The organism is Rhizobium sp. L51/94, from assembly GCF_019355555.1.
GTDB classification, from domain to species: domain Bacteria; phylum Pseudomonadota; class Alphaproteobacteria; order Rhizobiales; family Rhizobiaceae; genus Rhizobium; species Rhizobium rhododendri.
Genome location: NZ_CP072141.1, coordinates 2,228,739 through 2,239,899, shown reverse-complemented (window position 1 = coordinate 2,239,899; position 11,161 = coordinate 2,228,739). Strand labels below are relative to the sequence as shown.

Genomic DNA, 11,161 nt, shown 5'->3' with positions numbered 1-11,161 from the left:
GGCGCGCTTAGTCGCAGCCCCGGTAACGGTTACGGATCACGCGATACTTTGAAAACAAGGCTTCTGGCCTTGTTTTTTTTTGGCCTTTCACGAAGCCCGAAATATTAACATCCAGGCGGCGGATCGGACTTCCCGCAGTGCGGTCTATGCATCCGATAGATGACGGGCGTATGACACACTGCATGGGTTGCAGCGATGACAGCAACCTTGCCGATTATCGCGCGCAAAGCGCTGCCACATCCAATTCCACTATTCGAAGCGCGGAACGATCTGCGGAATGGCGTCGATGCTGAGGCCCAGATAGGTGGAACAGATATACCACGTGCCGTAGAGAATACCGGATGTCAGCGTCGTCAGCATCACCACCCTTGCAGCCCTGAATTTCGTTGGGGCGCTTGCCACGGTGCCGAGCACAACATGGTTATCTTCCTCCTGCGTCCGGAGGCCGATTGGCAGAATGGCGAAGAGCGTGATCCACCACACTACAAAATAGACTGCCATTGCCGATAGTACAGGCTGTATCATGCTGCGCTCCTCACCACAGATGGCAGCCAGCGGAAATCAAGACCGGACTGCACACTCTCCCGCTCCGACTATAAGGGCAACGCGGGGCGGCGCCAAGCACTGCCGCATGCTTCTTGTCAGATCTGTTCGAGCTCGATCAGCGTGCCCATGAAATCCTTTGGATGGAGAAAGAGCACCGGCCTGCCATGGGCGCCTATCTTCGGCTGACCGTCGCCAAGCACCCTCGCCCCGCCGGCAAGCATCCGGTCGCGGGCCACGATGATGTCGTCCACCTCGTAGCAGACATGGTGCATGCCGCCATCCGGATTTCGGGCAAGGAATGCCGAAAGCGGCGAGCCGGTGCCGAGCGGCTCCAGCAATTCGATCTTGGTATTGGGAAGTTCCACGAAGACGACTGTCACGCCGTGGTCGGCGAGCGCCTGCGGCTGAGACACTGCCGCCCCCAGTGTGTCCCGGTAGACAGCAGCAGCGGCAGCCAGGTCGGGAACGGCAATGGCAATGTGATTAACCCGCCCGAGCATGGCTGCCTCCGTGTGTGATGCCTCAGATCTTGTTCATGAAGACGGTGACGATCGGCTTCTTCCCCCAGACGGCATTGGCTGTCGAGCGAACGGCGCGGCGTACCGCTTCCTGCAGCATGGCGATATCCTTGCGGCGAGCGCGCGGAATGCTTTCGATGGCGCTGACGACCGCGTCGAACAGCGTGTCCTCCATCTCTTCGCCCTCGACGTCGAACTGCGGCAGGCCGATTGCAACGAGGTCGGGGTCTCCGACGATGTCCAGTTTGCTGTCGAGCAGAACGTTGATGGTGACATGGCCAACGAAGGAGAGCTTCTTGCGGTCGCCGATGCCCATTTCATCGTAGTCGCCGATCAGCGTGCCGTCCTTGAAAATACGGCCGTGCGGCGCTTCGCCGATGACTTCGACGGGACCTGGCGCCAGGCGCAGAATGTCGCCGTTGCGAACCTTCGGCACGAGCGGAATGCCGGACTGCTCGCCGAGCAGTTTCTGGGCGACGAGATGGGCGGCCTCGCCGTGCACAGGCACGAGCACCTGTGGGCGAACCCACTGGTACATCTGCTGCAATTCGTTGCGGCGGGGATGGCCGGAGACATGCACGAGGGCATCGTTGTCGGTGATGATCTGGATGCCTTGCTCGATGAGGCCGTTCTTGATATCGCCAATGGCCTTTTCGTTGCCGGGAATGGCGCGCGACGAAAACACGACGATGTCGCCGGACGACAGCGCGACGTTGCGCATCTCGTCGCGGGAGAGCTTGGCGAGTGCCGCGCGCTGCTCGCCCTGACTGCCGGTCAGGATGATGACGACCTTGTCGCGGGGGATGTAGCCGTACTCGTCTTCGGCGATGAACGGCTTAATGCCCTCCATCAGGCCATTGTCGCGTGCAACCTCGACGACGCGCTTCAGCGACGAACCAAGCAGCAGGATCTCGCGTCCGGCTGCTTCCGCAGCCTGGGCGACGGTGCGGATACGACCGACGTTCGAGGAGAAGGTGGTGATCGCCACCCGGCCTTCGGCGCTGGCGATGATCCTGCCGAGGCTTTCGGACACGGATTTTTCGGAAGGGGAAACGCCGTCGCGCATGGCGTTGGTAGAATCGCAGAGCAGCGCCAGAACGCCCTCGTCGCCAACCTGGCGGAAGCGGGCTTCATCGGTGAAAGGTCCAAGCGACGGCTCGTGGTCGATCTTCCAGTCGCCGGTGTGGACGACATTGCCCAGAGGCGTTCGGATGACAAGCGACATCGGCTCTGGAATGGAGTGGTTCACGCCGATAGCCTCGACTTCGAACGGACCGATATTTACCCGGTCGCCGGCCTTGAATGGCGTTATCGGGATCTGGCCCATTGTGTTGCGCTCATAGTTGCGCTTGGCTTCCAGCAGGCCGGCGGTGAACCCGGAGGCGTATACCGGGACATTCAGGCCTGGCCACAGATCGTTGAGGGCGCCGTAGTGGTCCTCGTGGGCGTGGGTGATGATGATCGCCTTGAGGTTCTTGCGTTCCTTGGCGAGGAAACGGATGTCAGGCAGCACGAGATCGACGCCCGGCAGGTCCGGACCGGGGAAAGTCACGCCGCAATCGACCATGATCCATTGACGATGGTCCTTGGGGCCGTAGCCGTAGAGCGCGAGATTCATACCGATCTCGCCAACGCCGCCCAGCGGCAGGAACACCAGTTCGTCTTGATTAGCCATTCTGTTCTTTAATCCATTATCCGAAAAAGACGTCGCCTGCGGCGATCGTCATCAGCCGGCCATCGCCGGTATCGAGCTTGAGCAAGCCACTATCATCTATCCCTGCGAAATGGCCGGAAATCGACCGGTCAGGCAGGTTTACCATTATCTTCTCACCGATGCCGCAGGCGACCCTTCGCCAACGCGCCACCGTATCCGCCACACCGTGGCCGCCGTTCCATTCCTTCAAAGCCTCTGCCATCGCCGCATAGAGGTGCGCAAACAACTCTTCCGGTGAAACTGCAGCACCTTGCTCGGCAAGCGAAGTCACCGGGTATAGCGGGTTGTCGGGCATGACCGCAACATTTATGCCGATGCCTATGACAAGTGCGTAGCGGCCGTCAGACAGCGCCTCGCCCTCGATCAGGATGCCGCTGGTCTTTTTGCGGCCGATCAGGACATCGTTCGGCCATTTGACTTCGACCGGGTTACCGCCGGCTGGCATCACCGATCGCACTGCCTCCTGGACCGCAACCGCAACAGCCAGAGGAAGCGACCCAATCCGCTCCATCGGCGCGAGATCTATGAGCAGAAGGGAAGAATAGAGATTGCCAGGCTCGGACGCCCAGGCACGGCCACGACGCCCGCGCCCACCTGTCTGCCGTGAAGCCGTGACCCAGAGATTGCCGCTGTCGCCGGCCCGTGCCCGCGACAGGCATTCGCTGTTGGTAGAGATAGTCTCGCCAAGCGCCACGTGCCGATAGTCGACCTCCCGCCGACGTCCTGTATCCGCCGCCGTCAAAACAGCGTCGTGGCCGCGACGTCTGCCGCCGTTCCAAGCGCGCCGCCGAAGAAGGCATAGGCGAGCACGAAGATGCATGAAGCGCCGAAGACGATGCGCAGCGTGCCGGGAACCCTCGCAAACTCGACAGTCGCCTTATCGAACCACATGACACGAACGACGCGCAGATAGTAGTAGGCACCGACGACCGAGGCCATCAGGCCGATGACCGACAGGGCATAGAGCTTCGCTTCGACGGCCGCCGTGAAGACGAAATACTTGGCAAAGAAGCCAGCCATGGGCGGAATGCCGGCCATGGAAAACATCTGGATCGTCAGCACAAATGCCATGAAAGGGTTGGTCACCGACAGGCCGGCGAGATCGCTGACCTTCTCTACGCGTGTTCCGTCCTTCAGGCGCATGGCCATGATGCAGGCAAAGGCGCCAAGCGTCATGATCATGTATATCAGCATATACATCATCACGCTCGACACGCCGTGTGCATTTGCGGCGGCAAGGCCGACCAGCGCATAACCCATGTTTGCGATCGACGAATAGGCCATCAGCCGCTTGATGTTTGGCTGGCCGACAGCGGCAAAGGAACCGAGCAGCATCGAGGCGATTGCGACGAAGATGATGATCTGCTGCCAGTCGCCGATGACGGGGTGGAAAGCGGTGGTGGTGATACGCACAAGCAGCGCCATGGCGGCGACCTTAGGTGCGCCCGAGAGGAAGGCTGTAACGCCGGTGGGTGCACCTTCGTACACATCAGGCGTCCACATATGGAACGGCACGGCCGAGATCTTGAAGGCGAGACCGGCGATCACGAAGACCAGGCCGAACACCAGACCGAGCGACCGTCCGCCGGCCAGCGCCGTGGCGATGCCATCGAACGTCGTGTGGCCGGTGAAGCCGTAGACCAGAGACATGCCGTAGAGCAGCATGCCGGACGAGAGGGCGCCGAGGACGAAATATTTGAGGCCGGCTTCCGTCGAGCGCAGGCTGTCGCGATTGATGGCGCAGACGACGTAAAGTGCCAGCGACTGCAGTTCCAACGACAGGTAGAGCGAAATCAGGTCGTGGGCCGAGATCATCAGGACGATGCCCAGCGTCGCCAGCAGCAGCAGGACCGGATATTCGAAGCGGTCGAGCTGCTCGTCGCTGCCCTCGCCCATCACCATGAACATGGCGACGCCAGAGCCCACCAGGGCCGTGATCTTCATGAAGCGCGCGTAGCCATCGGCGACGTAGGCACCGCCATAGGCTGAGCCGGTGCCCTGGACGAACAAGATCCACAGCGCTGCGGCGATGAGCACCAGAATGGCAAGTCCGGTGACCAGCCGCCCCGAGCGTTCACCTGCGAACACGCCGACCATCAGCAGCACCAGCGCGCCGATAGCAAGGATGATCTCCGGGACGGAGAGATAAAGACTAGCTGAAATTGTTTCCGCGATCATGTCCATACGTCCCGTTCTTACTTCGGCTGTGGTGCAAGCGGCGTGACGTGCAGCGCAGCATTGTAGTTATGTATCAGCAAGTCGACAGACGCAGCGGAGACGTCGAAAACAGGCTGCGGATAGATCCCGAAGAACAGCGTCACCAGGATCATCGGATAGACGATGAACTTTTCCCGGATCGAGATGTCGAGGAGGTCCTTGATCTTCGGGTTGGTGACCGCACCGAAGATCATTCGGCGATAGAGCCAGAGCATGTAGGCAGCCGACAGGATAACGCCGGTAGCGGCAAAGAACGCCGTCCAGGTGCTGATGCGGAAGACGCCGATCGTAGTCAGCAGCTCGCCGACGAAACCGGACGTGCCGGGCAGACCGACATTGGCCATGGTGAAGAACATGAAGGCCACCGCGTATTTCGGCATGGTGCTGACGATGCCGCCATAGGCGGTGATGTCGCGGGTGTGCATGCGCTCATAGATAACGCCGACGCAAAGGAACAGCGCGCCAGAGATAAGACCGTGCGACAGCATCTGGAAAAGGGCGCCGTGGATGCCCTGCTGATTGACCGCGAAGATACCCATCGTCACGTAGCCCATGTGGGCGACCGAGGAGTAGGCGATCATCTTCTTGATGTCCGTCTGCATCAGGGCCACGTAGGACGCGTAGATGATGGCGATGACCGAAAGCACCATCATCATAGGCGCGAAATAGGCAGACGCGTCGGGGAACATCGGCAGGGAGAAGCGCAGGAAGCCGTAGCCGCCGAACTTCAGAAGCAGCGCCGCAAGGTCGACCGAGCCTGCGGTCGGCGCCTCGACGTGGGCGTCGGGGAGCCAGGTGTGGAACGGCCACATCGGCACTTTCACCGCGAAGGAAACAAAGAACGCCAGCCACAACCAGAACTGCATTCGCTCCGTATAATGATGGGCAAGGATGTCCGGAATGGCGGTGGAGCCGACCTCGTTATAGACGACGATGATCGCGACCAGCATGAAGATCGAGCCGAGCAGCGTATAAAGGAAGAACTTGAACGAGGCATAGATGCGCCGTGGGCCACCCCATACGCCGATGATCAGGAACATCGGGATCAGGCTGGCCTCGAAGAATACGTAGAACAGCACGATATCGAGCGACGCGAACACGCCGAGGATGACCGTTTCGAGCACCAGAAAGGCGATCATGTAGTCGCGAACGCGGTAGGTGATCGCATTCCATGAGGTCAGCACGCCGAACGGCATCAGGAAGGTCGACAGCACGATGAACAGCATGGAAATGCCATCAACGCCGACATGATAGGAGATGCCGCGGGCAAGCCAGTTGTATTTCTCGACCATCTGGAAGCCGGCATTGCCGTTGTCGAAGCCGATCCAGACGAAGAGTGACACCACGAAGGTGACGAGCGTCGTCACGAGCGAGATGATCATGATATTCTGGCGGCCGGCGGGTGTGTCGTCACGCATGAACAACAACAGCAGGCAGCCGACCAGCGGCAGGAAAATGACCGTGGAAAGAATTGGCCAATCGGTCATCAGATAGAACTCCCGAGCATCATCCAGGTAACGAGGGCTGCAACGCCGAGCAGCATCGCGAAGGCATAGTGGTAGAGGTAGCCGGTCTGCAAGCGAACGACCTGGTTGGCAAGGTCGACGACACGGGCGGCAACACCGTTCGGGCCGAACCGATCGATCGTGCCCTCATCCACGCCGTGCCACAGGAAGCGGCCGAGGGCCTTGGAGGACCGGACGAACAGGAAGTCGTAGAGTTCGTCGAAGTACCACTTGTTGAGCAGGAATTCGTAGAGCACGCGCTGCTGGCGGGCCAGCGCCTTCGGCGTCTCCGGCGATTTGATGTACATGTACCAGGCCAGCACGAAACCGATCACCATGGCGATGAACGGGCTGAGTTCGACCCAAGTCGGCAGATGCTCCATCTCTTCGAGGATATGGTTGGTCGGCGCCATGAACAGGGCGCCCTTCCAGAAGTGCTCGAAGCCTTCGCCGACAAATTCGCTGTGGAAGAGGAAGCCGGCCGCCAGCGCGCCGAGGCCGAGCACATAGAGCGGCACCAGCATGACGTTGGGGGATTCATGCACATGGTGCATGACCTCGTGCGAGGCGCGTGGCTTGCCGAAGAAGGTGAGGAAGATCAGGCGCCAGGAGTAGAAGCTGGTGAATAGCGCGGCAATGACCAGCAGCGTGAAGGCAAAGCCTGCGACCGGGCTGTTCGAGGCGAAGGAGGCCTCGATGATGGCATCCTTGGAGAAGAAGCCGGCAAAGCCGATCGAGGTGAACGGAATGCCAAAACCGGTGATTGCCAGCGTGCCGACAATCATCATCCAGAATGTCTTCTGGATATGTGGACGCAGGCCGCCCATCTTGCGCATGTCCTGCTCGCCGCCGACGGAGTGGATGACAGAGCCGGCGCAGAGGAATAGCAGCGCCTTGAAGAAGGCGTGGGTGAAGAGGTGAAAGATCGCCGGGCCATAGGCGCCGACGCCCAGCGCCACGAACATGTAGCCGAGCTGCGAACAGGTCGAATAGGCGATGACGCGCTTGATGTCGTTCTGGACCAGGCCGACGGTTGCCGCGAAGAACGCGGTGATGGCGCCGATGGTGGTGACGACGACCAGCGCATCCGGCGACAGTTCGAACAGCGGCGACATGCGGGCAACAAGGAACACACCGGCCGTCACCATGGTCGCGGCATGGATCAGCGCCGACACCGGTGTCGGGCCTTCCATGGCATCCGGCAGCCAGGTGTGCAGCAGGAACTGCGCTGACTTGCCCATGGCACCCATGAACAGCAGCAGGCAGACGGCGGTCAGGGCGTTGGTGTGGTTGAGGTGCATGCCGAGGAAGCTAAGCACCACCTGATCGGCGCGGCTATTTGCAGCAAAGGACTGGGCGTTGGAGAAGATCACGTCGAAGCTGACCGAGCCGAACAGCACGAAGACGCCGGCGATGCCGAGCAGGAAGCCGAAGTCGCCGATGCGGTTGACGACGAAGGCCTTGATAGCGGCGGCGTTGGCCGAAGGCTTCTGGAACCAGAAGCCGATCAGCAGGTAGGATGACAGGCCGACGCCTTCCCAGCCGAAGAACAGCTGCAGCAGGTTGTTGGCGGTCACCAGCATGAGCATCATGAAGGTGAACAGCGACAGATAGGCGAAGAAACGCGGACGGTTGGGATCGTCGTGCATATAGCCGATCGAGTATATGTGCACGAGTGTCGAGACCGTGTTGACCACGACGAACATGACGGCGGTCAGCGTGTCGATGCGCAGCTGCCAGGAGACATCGAAGCGGCCGGACTGCATCCAGCGGAACAGGTCTACGACGAGCGTTTCCTGGGTGCCGAGGGCAACCTGGAAGAAGACGATCCACGACAGCACGGCGACGATGATCATCAGGCCGGATGTGAGGTATTCCGACGCCTTGGCGCCCATCTGCCGGCCAAAATAGCCGACGATCAGGGCACCGATCAGGGGAAGAAAGACGATTGCCTTATACAACAACATAGCGCGATCAGCCCTTCATCACATTGACGTCTTCCACGGCGATGGAGCCGCGGTTTCGGTAGAAGACCACCAGAATTGCAAGGCCGATGGCAGCTTCAGCAGCAGCGACGGTCAGGATGAACAGCGCGAAGACCTGGCCGACGATGTCGTTCAGGAAGGACGAGAAGGCAACCATGTTGATGTTGACCGCAAGGAGGATGAGCTCGATCGACATCAGGATGATGATGACGTTCTTGCGGTTCAGGAAGATGCCGAAGACGCCGAGCACGAAGAGGATGGCGCTGACCGTCAGGTAGTGGGAAAGACCGATGACCATAGTGTTGTTCCTTTATCCCCGCGTCTCAGCTCAGATGCCCTGCCCGGGCTTGACGGAAACTACCTCGACGGCAGTCGCCGGCGTACGGGCAACCTGTTTGGAAATATCCTGGCGCTTGATGTTCACCCGATGCCGCAGCGTCAGCACGATGGCGCCGATCATCGACACCAGCAGCACGAGGCCGGCGATCTCGAAGAAGAAGACGTAGTTTGTATAGAGCACGTCGCCGAGCGCTGCGGTGTTCGTGCGGGTGGCAAGATCGGGGATAGGCATCGCCACGGTCTTGGCGATCTCAGGCGAAATGACGCTGCCGCCGACCACGACGATCAGTTCGGCGGCGAGGATGATCCCGATTATCGCCCCGATCGGCGCGTAGCTCAAAAGCCCGGAGCGCAGTTCGGCAAAGTCGACGTCGAGCATCATGACGACGAAAAGGAACAACACCGCCACGGCGCCGACATAAACGACCAGCAGGATCATCGCCAGGAACTCGGCACCCAGAAGCAAGAACAGGCCGGCCGCGTTGAAGAATGTCAGGATGAGGAACAGGACCGAGTGAACCGGGTTCCGCGCCGAAATGACCATGAACGCCGACGCTACCGCGATGAAGGCGAACAGATAGAAAAATAGAGCCTGCAGACCCATGTTGGTGCCTTTTTCATCTTCCCCCGGGCAATCGGGAGAAAACCCCCGGCCCGATGCGGCTTCGCAACAATGACGCGAAGCCCCGGTCTATCTTGAACCATGGCGATGGCGAATAGTGCCGCCGGCCGTCATGGCATATTCAGGCGCAACGGCTCAGCGATAGGGCGAGTCGATTGCGATGTTGCGAGCGATTTCGCGCTCCCAGCGATCGCCGTTATCCAGAAGCCGCTGCTTGTCGAAATACAGTTCTTCGCGGGTTTCCGTGGCAAACTCGAAATTCGGCCCCTCGACGATGGCGTCGACCGGGCAGGCTTCCTGGCAGAAGCCGCAATAAATGCACTTCACCATGTCAATGTCATAACGGACGGTGCGGCGGGTTCCGTCGTTGCGGCGCGGGCCAGCCTCGATGGTGATCGCCTGCGCCGGACAGATCGCTTCGCACAGCTTGCAGGCGATGCAGCGCTCTTCGCCGTTCGGATAGCGGCGCAACGCATGCTCGCCCCGGAAGCGCGGGCTGACCGGTCCCTTTTCGAAGGGATAGTTGATGGTCGCTTTCTGCTTGAAGAAATAGCGCATCGTCAGCAGGAAGGCGCCGGCGAATTCCTTCAGAAACAGCGAGCCGATGGCGTTGGATAATCCGGCCATTTTAAACTCCAAATCTGCATGAAAGCGAGACGGACATGATCATGCCCATCCCGTCAGCTTCAGGACGAATGCGACGATGACGACCATGGCGAGCGACAGCGGCAGGAATACCTTCCAGCCGAGGCGCATGAGCTGGTCGTAGCGGTAGCGCGGAACGAAGGCCTTGACCATGGCGAACATGAAGAACACCAGGCACGACTTGATCAGGAACCAGATGACGCCGGGAACCCAGTTCAGGAACCAGACATCCAACGGAGGCAACCAGCCGCCGAGGAACAGGATCGTCGTCAGCGAGCACATCATGACGATGGCGCAATATTCGCCAAGCATGAACATCATGTACATCGACGAGCCGTACTCGACCATGTAGCCGGCCACCAGCTCGGACTCCGCTTCAGGAAGATCGAAGGGAGGACGGTTCGTCTCGGCCAGCGCCGAGATGAAGAAGATGATGAACATCGGGAACAGCGACAGCCAATGCCAGTCGAGGAAGGACGAGGGCAAGCCGATCTTGGTGCCAAGGCCGATCTTCTGAGACAGCACGATGTCGGAGAGATTGAGAGAGCCAACGCAGAGCAGCACGGTAACGATCACGAGGCCGATCGAGACTTCGTAGGAGACCATCTGTGCCGCAGAACGCAGCGCGCCGAGGAACGGATATTTCGAGTTCGATCCCCAGCCGGCCATGATGATGGCGTAGACCTCGAGAGACGAGATCGCCAGGATGTAGAGGATGCCGACATTGATGTTGGCGATGACCCAGCCGTTGGCCAACGGAATGACCGCCCAGGTCATCAGCGCCAGCGTCACCGAAACCAGAGGCGCCAGCAGGAAGACGCCCTTGTTGGCGCCCGCCGGGATTAGCGGCTCCTTGAACATGAACTTCAAAAGGTCGGCAAACGACTGGAAGAGGCCGAAAGGACCTACGACGTTCGGGCCGCGACGCAGTTGCACTGCGGCCCAGATCTTGCGGTCGGCAAGCAGGATGAAGGCGATGAAGATCAGCAGGCAGACGAGCAGCAGGAGCGACTGTCCAACCATGATGATCGTCGGCCAGACGTAGGCCATGAAGAATGAATCCATCGTCC

At 60.1% G+C, this 11,161-nt stretch carries 11 protein-coding genes; all 11 read right to left on the bottom strand.

The window, feature by feature from the left end:
* Positions 1–249 precede the first annotated feature (249 nt).
* A complete protein-coding gene (locus J5274_RS11000; RefSeq protein ID WP_111220589.1) occupies positions 250–525 on the bottom strand; it encodes a DUF1467 family protein in 276 nt (91 codons plus the stop codon).
* Between the two features lie 116 nt (positions 526–641).
* Positions 642–1,046 (bottom strand): methylmalonyl-CoA epimerase, encoded by a 405-nt coding sequence (gene mce, locus J5274_RS10995; RefSeq protein WP_143123311.1) that lies wholly within the window; start codon positions 1,044–1,046, stop codon positions 642–644.
* 22 nt (positions 1,047–1,068) lie between these two features.
* On the bottom strand, positions 1,069–2,739 hold the full coding sequence (locus tag J5274_RS10990) for a ribonuclease J (RefSeq protein WP_111220587.1): 1,671 nt from the start codon (positions 2,737–2,739) through the stop codon (positions 1,069–1,071).
* A gap of 16 nt (positions 2,740–2,755) precedes the next feature.
* Positions 2,756–3,520 carry a biotin--[acetyl-CoA-carboxylase] ligase gene (locus J5274_RS10985; protein ID WP_224128257.1) on the bottom strand — a complete coding sequence of 255 codons (765 nt, stop codon included), beginning with the start codon at positions 3,518–3,520 and terminating at the stop codon, positions 2,756–2,758.
* Positions 3,517–4,956, bottom strand: coding sequence for an NADH-quinone oxidoreductase subunit NuoN (gene nuoN / locus J5274_RS10980; RefSeq protein ID WP_142829044.1), 1,440 nt, complete (start codon positions 4,954–4,956; stop codon positions 3,517–3,519). Before nuoN ends, J5274_RS10985 begins: the two co-directional genes overlap by 4 nt.
* A 17-nt stretch (positions 4,957–4,973) precedes the next feature.
* Positions 4,974–6,482 (bottom strand): NADH-quinone oxidoreductase subunit M, encoded by a 1,509-nt coding sequence (locus tag J5274_RS10975; protein WP_142829046.1) that lies wholly within the window; start codon positions 6,480–6,482, stop codon positions 4,974–4,976.
* On the bottom strand, positions 6,482–8,467 hold the full coding sequence (gene nuoL / locus J5274_RS10970) for an NADH-quinone oxidoreductase subunit L (RefSeq protein ID WP_219274588.1): 1,986 nt from the start codon (positions 8,465–8,467) through the stop codon (positions 6,482–6,484). Before nuoL ends, J5274_RS10975 begins: the two co-directional genes overlap by 1 nt.
* Before the next feature lie 7 nt (positions 8,468–8,474).
* A complete protein-coding gene (nuoK, locus tag J5274_RS10965; RefSeq protein WP_004122490.1) occupies positions 8,475–8,783 on the bottom strand; it encodes an NADH-quinone oxidoreductase subunit NuoK in 309 nt (102 codons plus the stop codon).
* A gap of 30 nt (positions 8,784–8,813) precedes the next feature.
* A complete protein-coding gene (locus J5274_RS10960) occupies positions 8,814–9,428 on the bottom strand; it encodes an NADH-quinone oxidoreductase subunit J (RefSeq protein ID WP_142829048.1) in 615 nt (204 codons plus the stop codon).
* Positions 9,429–9,581: 153 nt separating this feature from the next.
* A complete protein-coding gene (nuoI, locus tag J5274_RS10955; RefSeq protein WP_111220581.1) occupies positions 9,582–10,073 on the bottom strand; it encodes an NADH-quinone oxidoreductase subunit NuoI in 492 nt (163 codons plus the stop codon).
* A gap of 39 nt (positions 10,074–10,112) precedes the next feature.
* Complete coding sequence (nuoH, locus tag J5274_RS10950; RefSeq protein WP_142829049.1) at positions 10,113–11,156, bottom strand: NADH-quinone oxidoreductase subunit NuoH; 1,044 nt, start codon at positions 11,154–11,156, stop codon at positions 10,113–10,115.
* Positions 11,157–11,161: the final 5 nt, after the last annotated feature.

Coding starts and splice junctions, on each gene's coding strand:
- J5274_RS11000 (WP_111220589.1), bottom strand. CDS start 525: ATGATACAGCCTGTACTATCGGCAATGGCAGTCTATTTTGTAGTGTGG.
- mce (WP_143123311.1), bottom strand. CDS start 1,046: ATGCTCGGGCGGGTTAATCACATTGCCATTGCCGTTCCCGACCTGGCT.
- J5274_RS10990 (WP_111220587.1), bottom strand. CDS start 2,739: ATGGCTAATCAAGACGAACTGGTGTTCCTGCCGCTGGGCGGCGTTGGC.
- nuoN (WP_142829044.1), bottom strand. CDS start 4,956: ATGATCGCGGAAACAATTTCAGCTAGTCTTTATCTCTCCGTCCCGGAG.
- J5274_RS10975 (WP_142829046.1), bottom strand. CDS start 6,482: ATGACCGATTGGCCAATTCTTTCCACGGTCATTTTCCTGCCGCTGGTC.
- nuoL (WP_219274588.1), bottom strand. CDS start 8,467: ATGTTGTTGTATAAGGCAATCGTCTTTCTTCCCCTGATCGGTGCCCTG.
- nuoK (WP_004122490.1), bottom strand. CDS start 8,783: ATGGTCATCGGTCTTTCCCACTACCTGACGGTCAGCGCCATCCTCTTC.
- J5274_RS10960 (WP_142829048.1), bottom strand. CDS start 9,428: ATGGGTCTGCAGGCTCTATTTTTCTATCTGTTCGCCTTCATCGCGGTA.
- nuoI (WP_111220581.1), bottom strand. CDS start 10,073: ATGGCCGGATTATCCAACGCCATCGGCTCGCTGTTTCTGAAGGAATTC.
- nuoH (WP_142829049.1), bottom strand. CDS start 11,156: ATGGATTCATTCTTCATGGCCTACGTCTGGCCGACGATCATCATGGTT.